This window comes from Streptomyces zaehneri, from assembly GCF_032248645.1.
Taxonomy (GTDB): domain Bacteria; phylum Actinomycetota; class Actinomycetes; order Streptomycetales; family Streptomycetaceae; genus Streptomyces; species Streptomyces coriariae.
In genome coordinates this window covers 78,059-95,004 of record NZ_JASTTJ010000020.1, presented here as the reverse complement: position 1 = coordinate 95,004, position 16,946 = coordinate 78,059, and the positions used below count along the sequence as shown (strand labels likewise).

Genomic DNA, 16,946 nt, shown 5'->3' with positions numbered 1-16,946 from the left:
CCGGTCATCGACGGACGGAGGACCTGCGTCGATCTCCGTACCGCCCGGGTGTGACCCCCACCAGCTTCCGGAAATGCCGGGTGAGATGTGCCTGGTCGTAGAAGCCGGACGCCGCCGCGACCTCACCCGGCGGCCGCCCGTCGAGCAGGAGCCGGCGGGCCAGGTCGACCCGGCGGGCGGTGAGGTACTGGTGCGGCGCGATGCCGTACGCCGCGCTGAACGCCCGTACCAGATGGGCCGGATGGGCCGACACGAGCCCGGCGGCCTCGTCCAGCGTCAGGCCCGGGACGAACCGTTCGTCGAGCAGCTCACGCAGGCGGCGCGCGAGGTCCGGGTCGCGGCGCGCGGCGGCGCTGTGCGGCCCCGCGCGCAGATGGGTCCGCAACCGCTCGCCGATCAGCGTCAGCCGGCTGTCGGCCTCCAGTTCGTCGCCAGGCCGGGCGAGCGCGGAGTGCAGTTGTCCGACCCGCCGGCGCAGCACCGGATCGCGCAGGTCGGGGGCGTCGACGGCGGCTCCGATGAGGTCCTCGCCGAGCACCTCGGAGTCGAGGTACAGGACCCGCTTGCGGAAGCCGCCCGAGGTGGCCGGTGAGCCGTTGTGCGGCACGTGCGGCGGCAGCAGGGACACCGTGTCGTGCGGGGTGCCGTGCTCGTGCCGGTCGAGGTCGTACCGTACGGCGCCGTCGTCGACGATCAGCAGCGTCCACGCCTCGTGGACGTGCATCGGGTACGCGTACTCGGTGAAGTGGGCGTGGAAGACCTCCACCACGCCCGGGACGGCCGGGCGCCAGGCGGAGACGTCGGCTGTCCGCTGCGGGGCCATGCAAAGAACGTACAAGACGGCGTCGTGGGCCGGTCGGCAGTCTCGAACCATGAACGACGAGACACCCACCGGACCCACCGGACCCGCAGCACCCACGGCACCCACGGCACCCACGGCATCCACGGCACCCACCATGCCGGTCCCACCCACCGCCCCCCTTCGCTTCGACACGAAGATCGCCGTCCTGCTGCGCGAGGACCTGGAGACCTGGCAGCGCCTGAACGTCACCGCGTTCCTGGTCAGCGGCCTCGGCACGGCCCTCCCCGAGGTGATCGGGGAGCCGTACGAGGACGCGGACGGTGTGGCGTATCTGTCGATGTTCCGCCAGCCGGTGCTGGTCTTCGAGGGCACGAAGGAGACGCTGACCGCCGCTCACGCGCGCGTGCTCTCCCGGTCCCTCCCGCGCGCGGTGTTCACGAGCGACCTCTTCGCCACCGGCAACGACCACGACAACCGCGCGGCGGTGCGTGCCGTACCGACCGCCGGGCTGGACGTCGTGGGACTGGCGGTCTACGGCCCGAGGAACGCGGTGGACAAGGTGCTGAAGGGCGCACGGATGCACCCCTGACCCCCGCCCGCCGCTCAGACGGCGCCGGCGGCCGCAGGCTCGGCGGCAGCGCCGGCCCGCTCGCCGGGGACGGTCGCCGCCGCCTCGATCCCGCCCTTGCCCTCGTCCTCCCCGGGAAGGCGCCGCATCAGCACGGCGTAGCCGACGCCCGCCGCCGTCCCCACGACCGCGCACATCCCCCACAGCCACTCCGCCCCGAACCGGTCGATGACGAAGCCGGACATCACCGGGGCGACCAGGGAGGCCACGGCCCAGGAGAGCGTGTACATGCCCTGGTAGCGCCCGCGCCCGTGGGTGGGGGAGAGGCTGACGACGAGCCCGGTCTGGGTCGGCGCGTTGACGATCTCCGCCAGGGTCCACACGCACACGGTGAGCGCGAAGACGCCGACCGACCCGGCGAAGGCGGTGAGCCCGAACCCGTACCCCGCGAGCACCGAGGAGACGACCAGCAGCCGCCGCGGGTCCCGGTGCTCGATGAACCGGGTGACCGGGATCTGCAACGCGACGATGAGCACGCCGTTGACGGCGATCGCCATGCCGTAGTCGGCCGGTGTGAACCCGGCCGCGCCCATCGCCACGGGCAGCCCCACGGCCCCCTGCTGGAAGACGAGCGCGACGAGGAAGGACAGCCCGACGACGCTCATGAACCGCCCGTCCCGCAGCACGGTCCCCAGCCCGACGCTGTCCTCCCGTGCGGCCTTCTCCTCCCGCTCGGGCCGCGACTCGGGCAGCTTGAGGAAGACGACGACCGCGCAGGCGAGGGTCATCCCGGCCTCGAGCAGGAACCCGGCGCGGTAACTGACCTCGGCGATGAACCCGGCGGCCATGGAGGAGACGGCGAATCCGAGGTTGATGGCCCAGTAGTTGAGCGAGAAGGCGCGGACCCGGTCCTCGGGCCGCACGATGTCGGCCATCATCGCCTGCACGGCCGGCCGGGAGGCGTTGGAGGCCATGCCGACCAGGAAGGCGACACCGGCGATGGCGACGGGATGCTCCACGAACCCGAGCAGCGCCACGGAGGCGGCCGTCGAGGTCTGCGCGACGAGCAGGGTGGGCCGCCGCCCGAGCCGGTCCGCCATGACCCCGCCGGCGAGCGACGAGACGACCCCGCCCAGCCCCAGCAGCGAGGCGACGAGCCCGGCGTAGGAGGCGGAGTACCCGCGCTCGAGTGTCAGGTACAGCGCCATGAAAGTGGCGACGAAGGCGCCGAGCCGGTTGACGAGGGTGCTGGTCCACAGCCACCAGAACTCGCGCGGCAGCCCGGAGAGGGTCTCGCGGGCGGCACGTCTCAGGACGGCGACGGACATGGCGGATCCCCCGGGAGGTAGCGGCTCGTACAACGGCGCACGCAAGCGGCTCGTGTAAGTGGCTCAGGCGGCGCTCAGAACTTACGAGAGGCGAAGCGCGGGAGGCCACTCAATTAACAGATCCCGTCAACCGTCAGGCGGCTTGTCCGCTGTACGAGCGGGCGCACAACGGATCGGAGCGGTGGATTACGCTCATACGCATGGCCGACGCACCGTACAAGCTGATCCTCCTCCGTCACGGCGAGAGCGAGTGGAACGCGAAGAACCTGTTCACCGGCTGGGTGGACGTCAACCTCAACGAGAAGGGCGAGAAGGAGGCGGTCCGCGGTGGCGAACTCCTGAAGGATGCCGATCTCCTCCCCGACGTGGTCCACACGTCGCTCCAGAAGCGCGCGATCCGCACGGCCCAGCTGGCCCTGGAGTCCGCCGACCGCCACTGGATCCCGGTCCACCGCTCCTGGCGCCTGAACGAACGCCACTACGGCGCCCTCCAGGGCAAGGACAAGGCGCAGACCCTCGCGGAGTTCGGCGAGGAGCAGTTCATGCTCTGGCGCCGTTCCTACGACACCCCGCCCCCGCCGCTGTCGGACGACTCCGAGTTCTCCCAGGCCGCCGACCCGCGCTACGCCTCCATCCCGCCGGAGCTCCGCCCCCGCACGGAGTGCCTGAAGGACGTCGTCGTCCGCATGCTCCCGTACTGGTACGACGGCATCGTCCCGGACCTCCTGTCCGGCCGCACGGTCCTGGTCGCCGCCCACGGCAACTCGCTCCGAGCCCTCGTCAAGCACCTCGACGGCATCTCCGACGCCGACATCGCGGGCCTGAACATCCCCACGGGCATCCCCCTGGCCTACGAACTCGACGCAGCCTTCAAGCCGCTCACCCCCGGCGGCACCTACCTCGACCCGGACGCGGCCGCGGCGGCAATCGAGGCAGTCAAGAACCAGGGCAAGAAGAAGTAACGCGACGCCATTAGGCCCCCGACCTGCGAGTTTCTCGCGGGGTGGGGGCTTTTTGGTGGGGCTGGGTCGTCCCTGGGTCCCCAGCCGGTTGATCGAGCCGTGCTCAGTGCTTCAGGAGGTCCGGCTCCGGCCGTTCTCTCGTCTCCGTCCGGGCCCCCGCATCGCGGAGGGCGTCGTCTGGAGCTTCCTCCAGCCGACGGACGAGAGAGTCAAGCACCTGCTCGGCAGTCGGCCACCGTCCGACTGCTTGGCGCGCGCCTCTGGTCATTTCCCCTTCGGCCGGTCCCGCCCGAAGGGGAAATGACCATGCTGCCGGTTTCGCGACCGTTGGCACTGCGAATCACCCGTCCGTGTCGTCGTCACCGCTCCGCCCGGCCTCCGGTTCCCTGGTGAGCCGGGTCGCAAGGTGGTAGGCGACGGTGACGTCCTCGTATTCCTGACCGGGGATGACCGGGTCCGGCAGACGGGTCCGGTCGCTGTGGCTCGTCGACTCCCGCTTCCCGGTGCCGGGGAAGCGAACGACTGTCTGGGGTTCCTGCGTGAAGCGGAGCCGTTCGGCGTGGACCGTCGACCGGAACAAGATGTCCTCCACCGGGCTCCCGGCTCCCGCCCCTCGCGTTCAGGGCGGCTCCTCCGGCTCCTCCGGCTTCCTGGCGGTACGTAGGCGACTGGATCTTGGCGGCAGCTTCCCGTCCTCTCCGCGCACCCGGCGCGTGCGGGTGCCGCCGTGACCCCGGCCGGCCTGGCCCCGCTCTCCCTCCGCGCCCTTGCGCGCCGCACGCGGCTCGTCCGGCTCGGTCCGATGTGCAGTGGCGCCGCCGGCCGGTACCGCCTCACCTGCCGCTTCCGTCACACCCGCAACCGGTTCGGCCACGCTCGCGGTGGTGCTGCCCACCGCCTCGCCGGCACTGCCGACGGTCCGGCTCGCCTCACGGCCGACAGCCTCCACCGCGTGTCCGGCACCACCGCCCACGTCCTGAACGGCTCTCCCGGCTCCCTGACCGACATCCCGCGCCACGGAGCCGACACCCTGCCCCACATCCTGCACGGCGGCCCCGGCGCCCTGCCCCACATCCCGTACGGCGGCCCCGGCGCCCTGCCCCACATCCCGTACGGCGGCCCCGGCGCCCTGCCCCACATCCCGTACGGCAGCCCCGGCGCCCCGGCCCACGTCCTGGACGGCGGTCCCCGCACCCTGGCCGACCTCCTGGACGGCCCTTCCGGCGCCCGTACCCAGCTCCCCCACGGCGTGACGTGCTCCGACGCCGACATCCTGCACCGCGGACCCGACTCCACGCGCCAGCTCGTGAAGGATCTCCGGGTTGCGGTCGAGCGTGGTGAGCACTCGGTCGATGATCTGCGCGACGTGGTGGAGACGCACCTTGAGCTGGGCCTGTGCCTCGACGCCCGAGATGCCCAGGTGCACGCGGCCGAGCGAGACATCGGCGCCCACATTCAGTTTGAGCAGATCCAGCACCTCGGCCTGCAGCGAGACGTGCGCCCGCAGATCCTCGACGTCCAGGTCGATCTCGTCGACCTTCAGGATCGGAACGTCGAGGAAGACGTCAGGGCTCGCACCGGCTGCGTCCTCCTCGTCGTAGGACGCCGGCTCCTCTTCGAACGATGCCGACTCCTCGTCGTAGGCCTCGGGATCGGCGTACTCGTCATCGTGCTCGGCGTCGAGTTCGTCACCGTGTTCGTCGTCGTAGTCCTCGACGGGGCCCTCGTCGTTCTCGGCGTTGCCGCGCATAGCCACGCCTCCGCGGTTTCGGCATACATTCCGACCATTTTCATCCAATACGGTCATTGATGCGCGGTAGGTCTCGTCCGCCCAAGCGAGGGCGATGGCCGCCAGGCGTGTTTGGACGGGTTCGTCGGACTCGGCAGAGTTGGGTGCGCGGTCAGCCCCGCGATCCGCCCCGCCCCGCCCCGCCCCGCCCCGGCGCGGCGCGGCCGACCGTGATCGTGGCGGGGCGTACGCGATGGTCTGCGCCGTCCCGAGCGTCCCGAGCGTCCCGAGCGTTGATCGGGATGCGAGGTGGCTTGGGTCGTTGGATGGTGGAGTCATGAACCAGCACCCGTCCCATCGGACGATCGACATCGACACCCGGCTCGTCAGGACCGGTGTCGTGCTCACCGCGACCGGTGCCGCGGTGGCGTGTGCCGGCCTGGCCATCGGGGCCTTCGCGGTGTTCACGGCAGGTCGGCGCATGATCCGCGACATGGATGTGCCCCCGACCCAACAGGCGGCCGCGAAGTGGCAGCAGGCCAAGGAGGCGTCCCGAGCGGCTTCGGAGGCCTGGCAGTCCGCGTCCCACGCCCATAACGGGTCGCACGCTCGCTAGTTCGGCGTTCGGCTAAGCAGACTGGATCACGCTCTGGGCCGTCTCCTTCGGATCATCGGATCATCGGATCCGCCTTACGCGGTGATGGTTCAGGTCCGTGCGTCGGCGTCGGCGTCGGCGTTCTGCGCGGAGGCTGTGAACGCCTCCGGGCCCTGCTCCGCGGCCGCCGGGTCCATCCACATGACCTGCCAGCCGTGGCCGTCGAGGTCGAAGAAGCTGCGTGAGTACATGAAGCCGTAGTCCTCGGGGCCGTCCGCCTCCGAGCCGCCCGCCGCGAGTGCGGCGGCACTGACCCCATCGACCTCGTCGCGGGACGCCACGCCGAAGCAGTACAGGGCCGAGGTGTGCGTGGTGGGTTCGGCAATCGGCAGTTTCGCGAACTGCGCGAACTTCTCACGGCTGAGCAGCATGACGAAGGCGTGCTCGCCGACCAGCATGCAGGCGGCGGTCTCGTCGGTGAAGTTCGGGTTGAAACCGAACCCGAGTGCAGCGAAGAACGCCTTGCTGCGGTCGAGGTCCGCCACGGGGATGTTCACGAACAGCATGCGGCCGGCGTGTGCGGGGTTCGTCATGGTGGGTCTCCAGTCGGTGTCTCGATGGCGTACGTCCTGGTAGACCGGGTCGGCCGACGGAACTCATCGGTGGATCCTCGCCGACGATCCGAACAGCAGCCGCCTTCGCCCGGATATCTGCGACCACCGCGTGGCGTTGGCCTCCAGGACAAGGCGATCAGCCTGCTCCGATCGACGACAGAGCTGCCTCGCGGTCGGGTTCTCGGCGGCCCGACCAGGAATCGAGGCCTCGGGCCGGCGCTACGACGATCCGCCGCAGCGACTCACTCCGGCCGGCTCTTCCGTGTCGAGGTCGGCAGACGGAGATCGCCGACGTGCTGGTGGGCCTGATCGTCCAACTCGTACTGTGAGTCCGCCCGGTAGGGGAAGCGGTCTCGAAGCAGGCGGGGGAACTCATGGGACGTGCAGGCAAGTTGTTCATTCCGGCTGCCGCCGTAGCGGCGCTGTTCACGGTCTCGGGGTGTTCGCAGGACGAGCCGGCCGCCGAGGCTTCCCCGTCCGAGCTCGCTCACTACACGGCCGCGCCCGGCACGGCCACTCCGACGCAGAGCCCGACGACGGCCGCGCCCGCGGAGTGCGTGAAGACCAGCGGCATGAGCGTCGAGCAGCTGACCGACTATCTGAAGGAACTGCGCAGCGGCAGCGGCGAATACCGGTCCAGGGGCTTGACCCTGGACTCCTCCGGGCTGAACTTCACCCCGGAGGCGACCCGAAGACCGTGCGAGGCAGTCACGGTGAAGCTCGCCCGCTACTGGGTCGATGTCGAGAAGACGAGGGAGGCGACTGCCGTCAGCCCGGCCCGCTACGAGTACGACTACACGCTGATCGACGTCACGTCCCACAAGGCCGGCCCGAAGGACGGCAGAGTCCCCGACACCGCGCCGCCGGGGGGCGCCGACTGCCAGGGCACGGTTTCGGTGGTCTACCTCGGCGAGGACATCCCGGTGCGATCCCTGCCCTACGACTTGGAGCTGACCGATACGACAGCGCCGGTCCCGGTCGAGGTGGACGGAGACGGGGTGCTGTCCGCGATCTACGTCTCGCCCGTCGGCGTGGAGTCCTGCTGACCGCCGTGGCCCCGTCGGCCGCAGGCGGGCGGTCTCAGGTCCCGTCGGGTGCGGGTGCGGGTGCGGGTGCGGGTGCGGGTGCCGCTGCCGGTGCCGGTGCCGGTGGCGGTGGCGGTGGCGGTGTGGACGGTGCCGTCAGGTAGGGAGGCAGGGCTGTCGTGGTGGCGGGGAGCGGGAAGCTGGGAGCGGGAAGCGGGTGGCGAGGGATCCGTCGGGGCGGATGACGTAGGCGGTCGGGCCGTCGGGGCGGTAGGGGCGGGCGAACTCGCCGGTGGCGTCGCGGTAGCGCGGTGAACGCGTAGGGCACCTCGGGCGGCAGTGTGAGCTCGATGCGCGCCCGCTCCAGGCCGTTGACGTAGGTCAGCTGACCGCGCGGTACCGCGGCTGCTTCCAGGACCGTGCGGACCAGGCCCATCCGGTCCCAGATCTCCAGGGTGCGGGGCTGGACGCCGACGGCCTTCGCGTACGGGAGACGGGCGGGCAGCCGGTCCACGAGCCGGCGGCGCACCCCCTGCCGGCGCAACTCCGCCGCGGCGCTCAGGCCGACCGGGCCGGCGCCCGCGATCAGTACGTCGGTCGTTCCGGTGTGTGGCACGGGTGCCTCCCCGTGCGGTGCTTGGCCCCCGGACCGGTCCCGTCACCCATGGTCACCCGGCTGCGGCCGGGCGGCGAGCGGGGCAGGCCGCCGCCACGATCGACCGGTTGTTCCGATTTACGGGGTTCGGTCGATGGGGCCGGATATCGTCACCGATGCGTCACAGGTCGGTCCCCGGGAGAACCCGTTTGGCCGCCCGCGCTGTCTGGGTTGACGGACTACACGCAGGCGAGTGGGTGGCTTGGTGGGTGCCGAGGGCCGTCGCCCTCGGCGATTCGGATCCGGGGGGCAGCATGCGGTACGCGAAGACGAACGAGAACGCCAACACGAACGCGGACGCCAACACGAACGCGAACAAGAACGGGAACGGGAACGGGTACATGCGCTGGAACAGGTTCGGAATTCGGGGTTCCGTGATGGCGGCCTTCGTGGCCTCGGCCGCTCTGGTGGTGACGGGGTGCGGTTCGGGGGAGTCCCCCAGCGCCTCCACGAGTCCCGCCTCCGGCAGCCCCGACTCCGCGACCCCCACCCACGCGACCTCGCCTTCCCCGGCCTCCCCTTCCGCGGCCTCCGCCTCCGCGAGTGCCCCCTCCGGGAGTGCCGCTGCCGTGACCCCCGCCGTGGACAGTTCCCGGGGTGCCGCCGCTGCCGCGCCGGCGTGTTCCGCGGGGAGCCTGAAGGTCGCAGCGCGGCAGGCGGCCGACCGGCCGTCGGGTACGGGGACCGGGGCGGCGATCGTCGAGTTCACCAACAGCTCGGCCAAGGCCTGCGTCCTCAAGGGGCATCCGACCGTCGCGGGAGCCGGTAACGGCTCTCCGGAGAAGAACTCCCCGCTCTCCGTCACGCCCACCGGATCGGCCTCGCCGGTGACGCTGGCCCCCAAGGGCAAGGCATGGGTGAAGCTGACCTTCGTACAGGTACAGGGGGAGGCGGACGGGTTCTGCGAATCCGGTGCGGAGCCCGTCGTGTACCCCACGCTCGTCATCGGCCTGCCGGGCGCGGGGAAGCATCAGGTCGCCCTGGACGACGGCCGGTTCGCGCAGTGTGACAACAAGGTGACCGTCACCGCCGTATCGGCGGTCAAGCCCACCTGACCCGGGTCGGCGTTCCTCGGCGGACGCTCCGAGCGATCTCACACCGTCAGCGGCACCGGGTGGATCTCGTCCGCCATGTGGCCGGTGCGCTCGTGGACGCGGAGGACGGCCTCCGCCGAGGGCCCTTCGGAGAGGCAGTAGACGGTTCCGGACTCCGGGTCCGCCCAGGCCCGTTCGAAGTGCACGCCCTCCTCGCCCTCGATGGCGAGGTCCGCCCGGTGGGCCTCGAGGAGCTGGTCGGCGGTGATGCCGTGCATGTCGTGGTGGACGTCCATGAAGCGGGTCATGACTGCCCGCCCCCTTCCAGTCGCCGTGCCTGTGCCTGTGCGTGTGTGTGTCCCGGTGCCTGTGGGTGGGCCCGTGCCCGCGCTTGCGCGCCTGCACTTCCATGCTGCGCTCGTGCTCCCCGCGCGGCGACCGGACGAGGAGCGGCCCGGGTAGGACGAGGGGCCCGGTGCCGATACCGGCACCGGGCCCCTCGTCCTGCCCGCGTTCGTCTTACGGCGTCAGCCGCACTGGCAGGGGTTGCCCGACTGGCACCCGCAGCCGCACCCGGAACCGCAGCCGCACGCGCCGATGAGCATCAGGTTCCTGATCTCGGCGGGCTGCTCGGTCGGGCGTTCCTGTGCGGGGTCGGGCGTGGGAGTGATGGGGGACTCGGCCATGGGTTCCTCCCGGAGGCGTAGGACCTGTGCCCATTGCATGCCCGTTCCGCTGGGCGCATCAACGGCTCAACGGCGCACAGAGGCTTGCGCACGACCTGAGGGGATCCGGTACGCCCCCGCCGGACGGTTTCCGCGGTCACCCAGTCACCATCGCGGCCTGCGGCCACCCAGGTCACACCTGCTCACCGTCCCGGTCACCCGCTCACCGTCCGGCTCAGACCCCCTCGGCCGCCGTGCCCGTCCCGGTGCCCGCTCCGGTCGCCGGCTGGATGTCCGGCTGGATCTCGGGCTGGAGCTCGTCCGCGTGCTCGCCGGTCACCAGGAACACCACGCGCTTGGCGACGGCCACCGCGTGATCGGCGAAGCGCTCGTAGTAGCGGCCCAGCAGCGTGACGTCGACGGCGGTCTCGATGCCGTGCTTCCAGCGGTCGTCCAGCAGGTGCTGGAAGAGGGTGCGGTGCAGGAGGTCCATCGCGTCGTCGTCCGACTCCAGCTGGAGGGCGAGGTCGACGTCCTTGGTGACGACGACCTCCGCCGCCTTCGCCATCAGCCGCTGCGCGAGCTGGCCCATCTCCAGGATGGTGGCGTGCAGGTCCTGGGGGACGGCGCGGTTGGGGAAGCGCAGCCGCGCCAGCTTCGCCACGTGCTGGGCGAGGTCGCCGGAGCGCTCCAGGTCGGCCGACATCCGCAGCGACGTGACCACGATCCGCAGGTCCGTCGCCACCGGCTGCTGCCGGGCCAGCAGTGCTATCGCCCGTGCCTCCAGGTCGTGCTGGAGCTCGTCGACCTTCTTGTCGGCCTCGATGACGCTCTCGGCGAGCTTCAGGTCGGCGTCGAGAATGGCGGTCGTGGCGCGTCCGATCGCCGACCCGACCAGCCGGGCCATCTCCACCAGGCTGTCGCCGATCGAGTCCAGTTCCTCGTGGTACGCGTCCCGCATCAGGGTTCCCTCTCGTACGTCGTGCTTGGGGTTCGGGTTCGGTTCCGGGGGCCAGAACCGGCCGCGAACCGGGTCGTCACCGGCTGCTGCACCGGCGCCGACCGGCCGTGGAACCGGTGCTGCGAACCCCACGGTGCCACGCTCCGCCCCGTACGCGTCGATTTCCGGCACCCCAAATGAACCACCACTGGCTCCAAGGTGAACTCTGGGCGACGAGTGTTCGAGGTCGCACCTCGATAGCTGTGGCCAGGACCGATCGCGTGCCTAACCTGGTGGCATGGACGTGAACGCGGCGGTCGCCGCAGCGGCAGCGATCGCCGGGGTACTCACCGGTGTCATCGCCATGCTGGCGTTCCGCTGGAGCGAGCGGGAACAGAAGCGCCCCACGCGCACCTCGCTGCACACGGACCCGGTGCTTCCGCCGGGTGTGGACACCGTCCTCTCCGTGCTTCGCTCCTCCGCCGTCGTGCTCGACGAGGCGGACGCCGTCGTGAAGGCCAGCTCCGCCGCCTACGCCCTCGGGCTGGTGCGCGGCGGCCGGCTCAGCGTCGAGCCGATGCTCAAGATGGCCCGGGACACCAGACGCGACGGGGAGATACGCCAGGTCGAGCTGGACCTTCCCCGGCGCGGCACCGGGCGCGGCGAGGCTCTCGCCGTGTCCGCCAGAGTTGCCCCGCTGGGCTCCCGGCTGGTCCTCCTGCTCGTGGAGGACCTCACCGAGGCCCGTCGTATCGAGGCGGTCCGGCGGGACTTCGTGGCGAACGTCAGCCATGAGCTGAAGACCCCGGTCGGCGCGCTCTCCCTTCTCTCCGAGGCCGTCATGGACGCCTCGGAGGATCCGGAGGCGGTGGAGCGGTTCGCAGGCCGTATGCAGATCGAGGCGACCCGGCTGACCAGCCTGGTCCAGGAACTCATCGACCTCTCGAGGGTCCAGAACGACGATCCCCTCGAGGACGCCGAGCCGGTCGGCATCGACGAGCTGGTCGCCGAGGCCGTCGACCGCTGCCGGCACCAGGCCGGGACCAAGCAGATCACCATGGCCGCCGGCGGCACCGCCGACCTGCGCGTCTTCGGGAACCGGGGCCAGCTGGCCGCCGCCCTCGGCAACCTGGTCGAGAACGCCGTCAACTACTCGCCCGCCCGGACCCGCGTCGGCATAGCCGCCCGCCGGGTGGGCGCGCCGGGCGGGGACCTGATCGAGATCGCCGTGACCGACCAGGGCATCGGCATCTCCGACAAGGACAAGGAGCGCATCTTCGAGCGCTTCTACCGTGTCGACCCGGCCCGCTCCCGCCAGACGGGCGGTACGGGGCTCGGACTGGCGATCGTCAAGCACGTGGCCGCCTCGCACGGCGGGGAGGTCACGGTGTGGAGCGCCGAGAACCAGGGCTCCACGTTCACCCTGCGGCTGCCGGAGGCGGGCGTTGCCCGCGACCGCGCGCAGCAGCATCCCGACCCGGACGAGGTCGACGACCTCGGTGACGTCGACGACGTCGACGGCCTCGACGAGGTCGGTCACTCCTCTCCTCACCGCTCCACCCAGACACCACCCCGCGCCTCATCCCCTGATTCGTCCGCGTACCGGACGCTTTCCGCCCCGGAGGTCCTTCCGTGACCCGAGTGCTCGTCGTCGAGGACGAGGAGTCCTTTTCCGACGCCCTGTCCTACATGCTCCGCAAGGAAGGCTTCGAGGTCGCCATCGCGGCCACCGGGCCCGACGGACTCGACGAGTTCGAGCGCAACGGCGCCGACCTCGTACTTCTCGACCTGATGCTGCCCGGACTGCCCGGTACGGAGGTGTGCCGTCAGTTGCGCGGCCGCTCCAACGTCCCCGTGATCATGGTGACCGCGAAGGACAGCGAGATCGACAAGGTCGTCGGCCTGGAGATAGGAGCCGACGACTACGTCACCAAGCCCTTCTCGTCGCGCGAGCTGGTCGCCCGTATCCGGGCCGTTCTGCGCCGCCGGGGCGAGCCGGAGGAGGTGACCCCGGCGGCCCTGGAGGCCGGCCCGGTCCGTATGGACGTCGACCGCCACGTCGTGACGGTCTCCGGCTCCAAGGTCGACCTGCCCCTCAAGGAGTTCGACCTCCTGGAGATGCTGCTGCGCAACGCCGGCCGCGTCCTGACCCGTATGCAGCTCATCGACCGGGTCTGGGGCGCCGACTACGTGGGGGACACCAAGACCCTCGACGTCCACGTCAAGCGCCTGCGCGCCAAGATCGAGCCCGACCCGGGTGCCCCGCGGTACCTGGTGACGGTCCGAGGCCTGGGCTACAAGTTCGAGCCGTAGACCGGACCGGACCGGCTGCGTCGCGCCCGCCGACGGACGGAGTCCGGCGCAGCCCGGCGTAGCCGGCGCAGCGGTGCGAGAGGCGCGTCGGGGATGTACGGGCAGGCAAGGAGGGCGGCGCCCCGTGTGGGGTGCCGCCCTCCTTGTGTGTGCGTTGGTGCGTGTGCGCGTACGCGGTCGGTTTCAGTTACCGGCGGCCGCCGACTCCGAGGCCGACGCGGAGGCCGAGTCCGACGGGGAGGCCGAGCCGGACTCCGCGGAACCGCCCTCGGCGGCCGCGCCGGAAGCCGACCCGGACGGGGACACCGCCGCGCTCTTGGAGGGGGACGCCGCGGCGCTCGGGATGTCGCTCGGGCCCCACTTGGAGAAGTAGCTCTCGGCGGGGACGACGAAGGCGCGCAGGCTGATCTCGCCGGTCTCGCTGAAGGTGAAGGTCACCTTCTGCGCGTCGCCGTCCTTGACGGCCTCACTGCTGCTCGACAGGACGGCGGAGGCGTTGTTCGCACCGCCGATGACGACCGAGCCGCCGGCCGGGACGGTCAGCTTGCCCTTGCCCTTGGCGGGCGAGAGCTCGGCGGACTTGCCGCCGTCGAGGGTGATGGACTCCAGCGTCTGCGCCTTGCTGCCGCTGTTGAAGACGGTCGCCGAGATCACGGCGGGACCGGTCGACTCCAGGTCGGGCTGGGTGATGACGATGACGTTCTGCAGCTTGATGTCGCCGACGCTGGTGGCGGCGTTGTCCGGCTTGATCTCCAGGGTCTGGGAGTCGTTGCCGGCCCCACAGGCGGCGAGCGAGGCGATCGAGAACGCGATGGCGGAAGCGGCGAGGGCGCCGCGTCGAAGGCTGCTGCTCACGGCGGCGGCAACTCCTTGTACACACGGACGGCCTTCCTTTGGATAAAGCCGTCCTAAGGGTCTGTCAGCGGCCTTAGGTTACCGAGCCGTTCTCGCGCCACCGCACCCGACCCGCCTCTAGAGCGATCCCGTGCCTCGACGGACGCGCTGAACGGCCTCCGGCACCACCTGTCCCGACCGCCACAAGTGACCCATGAGTCACTTTGGCTTCACCTGTCGTCTCCCCCTCGTCTTCCCGCTCGTCTTCTCACTTCTCTTCCCGTCGCGTTCCTCTCGCCTTCCTGCCGTCTTCCTGCCTCTCCTCTTCCTGTCTCTCCTCGTCCTCTTCCGGTTCGCCGGCCCATTCGCATAACCGCGCCGGACGTCCGATCGCGGATTTTCGGTGAAGGAATGCGAGGTCATCCCCGGAATTGATCACGGGCCGGGGCGAGGGGCCGAAGATCAATTCCGGAAACGGCTCGTATCCGGCCACGCGAACCGAACGGAGTAGCGGAAGTCGCACTCCTGGAAGCGGACATATGTGGACGTTCGGCCGTTCGGGCGGGGCTCCGGATGTGTGTAACGTGCGCGTTTCTCCCCCCGCGGAGAGCGCCTCCGACCTGCGAATACCTGCTTCCGTTGCCCCTCCGCAGCACGTTCCTGTCGCTGTTGTCAAGCCCCGAGATATGCCCTGACCTGCGAAAACGCCATTCAGAACCCGCAGTTTCCGTGTTACCCTGGATAGCCACGGAAGGGGTACCTGTCACATGACGTTCAAGGTTGGCGACACCGTGGTCTATCCCCATCACGGGGCCGCGCTGATCGAGGCCATCGAAACTCGCCAGATCAAAGGCGTGGACAAGACCTACTTGGTGCTGAAGGTCGCCCAGGGTGACCTGACGGTACGTGTGCCAGCGGACAATGCGGAGTTCGTCGGCGTACGTGATGTGGTCGGTCAGGACGGGCTGGACCGGGTCTTCGAGGTGCTGCGCGCGCCGTACGCCGAGGAGCCCACGAACTGGTCGCGTCGTTACAAGGCAAATCTGGAGAAGCTCGCCTCCGGCGATGTCATCAAGGTCGCGGAAGTCGTGCGTGACCTGTGGCGTCGTGAGCGCGAGCGCGGACTCTCCGCCGGTGAGAAGCGCATGCTCGCCAAGGCCCGCCAGATCCTGGTGAGCGAGCTCGCTCTCGCGGAGAACACCAACGAGGACAAGGCCGAAGCCCTGCTCGACGAGGTGCTCGCGTCCTGAGCTCGACGCGTTTTTCGAGTGCTGAAGCCGGCCCGAGACCGGCCTTGGCACGCTGAAGAACACGCGTACTGAAGAACACTGAAATGCCGCGGTGCCCGATGACGAATTTCCCGTCGCCGGGCGCTGCGGCATGTTCGCGCCAGGACAACCGCTGTACGCCCTACCCCCACAAGGGTGGTCGGTCGATACCGCCCCCGAACCGCCCCCGATAATGCGACCGATGCTTCGATACTTGGTGTGCCGGGCCCGGGCTGCTGCCTCGACCGGCACGTCACGGAAGGGTCCGGTCAAGGCGTCGCGCCCGGCACTTCCAGGGCCATACCCACGCCAGGCCGGAACACAAACCTGACAGGAACCGATGTCTGACGATTCGCGTCCCTCCCCCGCGCCCACCCGCACGGCCGCGGTGATTCCGGCCGCCGGGCGGGGTGTCCGCCTCGGTCCGGGCGCCCCCAAGGCGCTTCGCACGCTGGGCGGCACGCCCATGCTGATCCACGCGGTGCGTGCCCTCGCCGCCTCCCGCGCCGTCTCCCTGGTCGTCGTCGTGGCCCCGCCGGACGGCACCGCCGAGGTGAAGTCGCTGCTCGACGCGCACGCGCTGCCCGACCGCACCGACTTCCTGGTGGTGCCCGGCGGTGACACCCGCCAGGAGTCCGTGAAGCTCGGCCTGGACGCGCTGCCGCCCGGCCACGACATCGTCCTGGTGCACGACGCCGCCCGGCCCCTCGTCCCCGTCGACACGGTGGACGCCGTCATCGAGGCCGTACGTGAGGGCGCCCCCGCCGTCGTGCCGGCGCTGCCGCTCGCGGACACCGTCAAGGAGGTCGAACCGGCCGTGACCGCCGGCGACCCCGAGCCGGTGGTCGCGACGCCCGAGCGCGCCCGGCTCCGTGCCGTGCAGACCCCGCAGGGCTTCGACCGGGCCACCCTGGTCCGCGCCCACGAGTCGGTCACGGAGAACGTCACCGACGACGCGAGCATGGTCGAGCAGCTGGGGCTGACGGTCGTGGTCGTCCCCGGCCACGAGGAGGCCTTCAAGGTCACCCGGCCCCTCGACCTGGTCCTCGCGGAGGCGGTCCTGGCCCGCAGGAGGCTCAACGATGGCTTCTGAGGCGCGGCCCGTGCTTCCCCAGGTCGGCATCGGCACCGACATCCACGCCTTCGAGGAGGGCCGCGAGCTGTGGTGCGCGGGCCTGAAGTGGGAGGGGGAGGGCCCCGGACTGGCCGGGCACTCCGACGCGGACGTCGTCGCGCACGCCGCCTGCAACGCGCTCTTCTCCGCGGCCGGCCTCGGTGACCTGGGGCAGCACTTCGGCACCGGGCGCCCCGAGTGGTCCGGCGCCTCGGGCGTCACCCTGCTCACGGAGGCGGCCCGGATCGTCCGCGCGGCCGGCTTCGTCATCGGCAACATCGCCGTACAGGTCGTCGGACCCCGCCCGAAGATCGGCAAGCGGCGCGACGAGGCGCAGAAGATCCTGTCCGAGGCGGCGGGCGCGCCGGTGTCGGTGTCGGGTGCGACGACGGACGGGCTCGGGTTCCCGGGGCGCGACGAGGGCCTGATGGCGATCGCGACGGCGCTGGTGGCGCGTACCGGCTGACCGGGGGCGCCGGCACCGGCCGACATATGCCATG

19 protein-coding genes and 1 pseudogene are annotated in these 16,946 nt (G+C 70.7%); 10 read left to right on the top strand and 10 right to left on the bottom strand.

Translation table 11 applies throughout. From position 1 onward, the window contains the following. Nucleotides 1-4 precede the first annotated feature (4 nt). Nucleotides 5-823 (bottom strand): helix-turn-helix transcriptional regulator, encoded by an 819-nt coding sequence (locus QQM72_RS28890; protein WP_314223774.1) that lies wholly within the window; start codon nt 821-823, stop codon nt 5-7. A 133-nt stretch (nt 824-956) separates the two neighbouring features. On the opposite strand from QQM72_RS28890, the gene QQM72_RS28885 reads away from it, so the two are divergent. Continuing rightward, nucleotides 957-1,391 (top strand): DUF2000 domain-containing protein, encoded by a 435-nt coding sequence (locus tag QQM72_RS28885; RefSeq protein ID WP_314223773.1) that lies wholly within the window; start codon nt 957-959, stop codon nt 1,389-1,391. Nucleotides 1,392-1,405: 14 nt separating this feature from the next. Here QQM72_RS28885 and QQM72_RS28880 read toward each other — a convergent pair whose 3' ends face one another. Then, a complete protein-coding gene (locus QQM72_RS28880) occupies nt 1,406-2,698 on the bottom strand; it encodes an MDR family MFS transporter (protein ID WP_314223772.1) in 1,293 nt (430 codons plus the stop codon). Between the two features lie 200 nt (nt 2,699-2,898). Here QQM72_RS28880 and QQM72_RS28875 point away from each other — a divergent pair, with 200 nt between their 5' ends. Next, on the top strand, nt 2,899-3,660 hold the full coding sequence (locus tag QQM72_RS28875) for a phosphoglyceromutase (RefSeq protein WP_314223771.1): 762 nt from the start codon (nt 2,899-2,901) through the stop codon (nt 3,658-3,660). A gap of 340 nt (nt 3,661-4,000) precedes the next feature. Here the strand turns inward: QQM72_RS28875 and QQM72_RS28870 are convergent, their stop codons facing one another. Beyond that, nucleotides 4,001-4,252, bottom strand: coding sequence for a hypothetical protein (locus tag QQM72_RS28870; RefSeq protein ID WP_314223770.1), 252 nt, complete (start codon nt 4,250-4,252; stop codon nt 4,001-4,003). A 27-nt stretch (nt 4,253-4,279) separates the two neighbouring features. Beyond that, complete coding sequence (locus QQM72_RS28865) at nt 4,280-5,410, bottom strand: hypothetical protein (protein WP_314223769.1); 1,131 nt, start codon at nt 5,408-5,410, stop codon at nt 4,280-4,282. Nucleotides 5,411-5,726: 316 nt separating this feature from the next. Between QQM72_RS28865 and QQM72_RS28860 the strand changes: the two genes are divergently transcribed. Further along, nucleotides 5,727-6,005: a hypothetical protein gene (locus QQM72_RS28860; RefSeq protein ID WP_314223768.1), complete on the top strand. Its 279-nt coding sequence runs from the start codon at nt 5,727-5,729 to the stop codon at nt 6,003-6,005. An 89-nt stretch (nt 6,006-6,094) separates the two neighbouring features. Here the strand turns inward: QQM72_RS28860 and QQM72_RS28855 are convergent, their stop codons facing one another. After that, the gene (locus QQM72_RS28855; RefSeq protein WP_314223767.1) at nt 6,095-6,577 is read right to left on the bottom strand and encodes a VOC family protein; all 483 of its coding nucleotides are present in this window, start codon (nt 6,575-6,577) and stop codon (nt 6,095-6,097) included. Nucleotides 6,578-6,972: 395 nt separating this feature from the next. Here QQM72_RS28855 and QQM72_RS28850 point away from each other — a divergent pair, with 395 nt between their 5' ends. Beyond that, on the top strand, nt 6,973-7,644 hold the full coding sequence (locus QQM72_RS28850; protein WP_314223766.1) for a hypothetical protein: 672 nt from the start codon (nt 6,973-6,975) through the stop codon (nt 7,642-7,644). 277 nt (nt 7,645-7,921) lie between these two features. Here the strand turns inward: QQM72_RS28850 and QQM72_RS28845 are convergent. Next, nucleotides 7,922-8,239: pseudogene (locus QQM72_RS28845) on the bottom strand (FAD-dependent monooxygenase); the annotation flags it as partial. Between the two features lie 293 nt (nt 8,240-8,532). On the opposite strand from QQM72_RS28845, the gene QQM72_RS28840 reads away from it, so the two are divergent. After that, on the top strand, nt 8,533-9,333 hold the full coding sequence (locus tag QQM72_RS28840) for a DUF4232 domain-containing protein (RefSeq protein WP_314223765.1): 801 nt from the start codon (nt 8,533-8,535) through the stop codon (nt 9,331-9,333). Between the two features lie 38 nt (nt 9,334-9,371). Here QQM72_RS28840 and QQM72_RS28835 read toward each other — a convergent pair whose 3' ends face one another. From QQM72_RS28835 to phoU, 3 genes are all read right to left on the bottom strand, one after another. Next, nucleotides 9,372-9,620 (bottom strand): SCO4226 family nickel-binding protein, encoded by a 249-nt coding sequence (locus QQM72_RS28835; protein ID WP_142264944.1) that lies wholly within the window; start codon nt 9,618-9,620, stop codon nt 9,372-9,374. Between the two features lie 219 nt (nt 9,621-9,839). Then, nucleotides 9,840-9,998, bottom strand: a complete 159-nt coding sequence (locus tag QQM72_RS28830; RefSeq protein WP_171398028.1) for a hypothetical protein — start codon at nt 9,996-9,998, stop codon at nt 9,840-9,842. Nucleotides 9,999-10,212: 214 nt separating this feature from the next. Further along, nucleotides 10,213-10,938 (bottom strand): phosphate signaling complex protein PhoU, encoded by a 726-nt coding sequence (phoU, locus tag QQM72_RS28825; RefSeq protein WP_057600844.1) that lies wholly within the window; start codon nt 10,936-10,938, stop codon nt 10,213-10,215. A gap of 277 nt (nt 10,939-11,215) precedes the next feature. Here phoU and QQM72_RS28820 point away from each other — a divergent pair, with 277 nt between their 5' ends. Both QQM72_RS28820 and QQM72_RS28815 read left to right on the top strand, forming a co-directional pair. Beyond that, on the top strand, nt 11,216-12,553 hold the full coding sequence (locus QQM72_RS28820) for a sensor histidine kinase (protein WP_314223764.1): 1,338 nt from the start codon (nt 11,216-11,218) through the stop codon (nt 12,551-12,553). Further along, nucleotides 12,550-13,230, top strand: coding sequence for a response regulator transcription factor (locus tag QQM72_RS28815; protein ID WP_007382946.1), 681 nt, complete (start codon nt 12,550-12,552; stop codon nt 13,228-13,230). Before QQM72_RS28820 ends, QQM72_RS28815 begins: the two co-directional genes overlap by 4 nt. A gap of 183 nt (nt 13,231-13,413) precedes the next feature. Here QQM72_RS28815 and QQM72_RS28810 read toward each other — a convergent pair whose 3' ends face one another. Next, a complete protein-coding gene (locus tag QQM72_RS28810; RefSeq protein WP_314223763.1) occupies nt 13,414-14,085 on the bottom strand; it encodes a copper chaperone PCu(A)C in 672 nt (223 codons plus the stop codon). A gap of 746 nt (nt 14,086-14,831) precedes the next feature. On the opposite strand from QQM72_RS28810, the gene QQM72_RS28805 reads away from it, so the two are divergent. The 3 genes from QQM72_RS28805 (at nt 14,832) to ispF (ending at nt 16,912) form a co-directional block, all read left to right on the top strand. After that, a complete protein-coding gene (locus tag QQM72_RS28805; protein WP_003953493.1) occupies nt 14,832-15,314 on the top strand; it encodes a CarD family transcriptional regulator in 483 nt (160 codons plus the stop codon). A 358-nt stretch (nt 15,315-15,672) separates the two neighbouring features. Beyond that, on the top strand, nt 15,673-16,425 hold the full coding sequence (gene ispD, locus QQM72_RS28800; RefSeq protein WP_314223762.1) for a 2-C-methyl-D-erythritol 4-phosphate cytidylyltransferase: 753 nt from the start codon (nt 15,673-15,675) through the stop codon (nt 16,423-16,425). After that, nucleotides 16,415-16,912: a 2-C-methyl-D-erythritol 2,4-cyclodiphosphate synthase gene (gene ispF / locus QQM72_RS28795; protein ID WP_314223761.1), complete on the top strand. Its 498-nt coding sequence runs from the start codon at nt 16,415-16,417 to the stop codon at nt 16,910-16,912. Before ispD ends, ispF begins: the two co-directional genes overlap by 11 nt. Nucleotides 16,913-16,946: the final 34 nt, after the last annotated feature.

Excerpts from the sequence above, each read along its gene's own strand:
- QQM72_RS28890 (WP_314223774.1), bottom strand. The coding sequence starts at position 823 with ATGGCCCCGCAGCGGACAGCCGACGTCTCCGCCTGGCGCCCGGCCGTC.
- QQM72_RS28885 (WP_314223773.1), top strand. The coding sequence starts at position 957 with ATGCCGGTCCCACCCACCGCCCCCCTTCGCTTCGACACGAAGATCGCC.
- QQM72_RS28880 (WP_314223772.1), bottom strand. The coding sequence starts at position 2,698 with ATGTCCGTCGCCGTCCTGAGACGTGCCGCCCGCGAGACCCTCTCCGGG.
- QQM72_RS28875 (WP_314223771.1), top strand. The coding sequence starts at position 2,899 with ATGGCCGACGCACCGTACAAGCTGATCCTCCTCCGTCACGGCGAGAGC.
- QQM72_RS28865 (WP_314223769.1), bottom strand. The coding sequence starts at position 5,410 with ATGCGCGGCAACGCCGAGAACGACGAGGGCCCCGTCGAGGACTACGAC.
- QQM72_RS28860 (WP_314223768.1), top strand. The coding sequence starts at position 5,727 with ATGAACCAGCACCCGTCCCATCGGACGATCGACATCGACACCCGGCTC.
- QQM72_RS28855 (WP_314223767.1), bottom strand. The coding sequence starts at position 6,577 with ATGACGAACCCCGCACACGCCGGCCGCATGCTGTTCGTGAACATCCCC.
- QQM72_RS28850 (WP_314223766.1), top strand. The coding sequence starts at position 6,973 with ATGGGACGTGCAGGCAAGTTGTTCATTCCGGCTGCCGCCGTAGCGGCG.
- QQM72_RS28840 (WP_314223765.1), top strand. The coding sequence starts at position 8,533 with ATGCGGTACGCGAAGACGAACGAGAACGCCAACACGAACGCGGACGCC.
- QQM72_RS28835 (WP_142264944.1), bottom strand. The coding sequence starts at position 9,620 with ATGACCCGCTTCATGGACGTCCACCACGACATGCACGGCATCACCGCC.
- QQM72_RS28830 (WP_171398028.1), bottom strand. The coding sequence starts at position 9,998 with ATGGCCGAGTCCCCCATCACTCCCACGCCCGACCCCGCACAGGAACGC.
- phoU (WP_057600844.1), bottom strand. The coding sequence starts at position 10,938 with ATGCGGGACGCGTACCACGAGGAACTGGACTCGATCGGCGACAGCCTG.
- QQM72_RS28820 (WP_314223764.1), top strand. The coding sequence starts at position 11,216 with ATGGACGTGAACGCGGCGGTCGCCGCAGCGGCAGCGATCGCCGGGGTA.
- QQM72_RS28805 (WP_003953493.1), top strand. The coding sequence starts at position 14,832 with ATGACGTTCAAGGTTGGCGACACCGTGGTCTATCCCCATCACGGGGCC.
- ispD (WP_314223762.1), top strand. The coding sequence starts at position 15,673 with ATGTCTGACGATTCGCGTCCCTCCCCCGCGCCCACCCGCACGGCCGCG.
- ispF (WP_314223761.1), top strand. The coding sequence starts at position 16,415 with ATGGCTTCTGAGGCGCGGCCCGTGCTTCCCCAGGTCGGCATCGGCACC.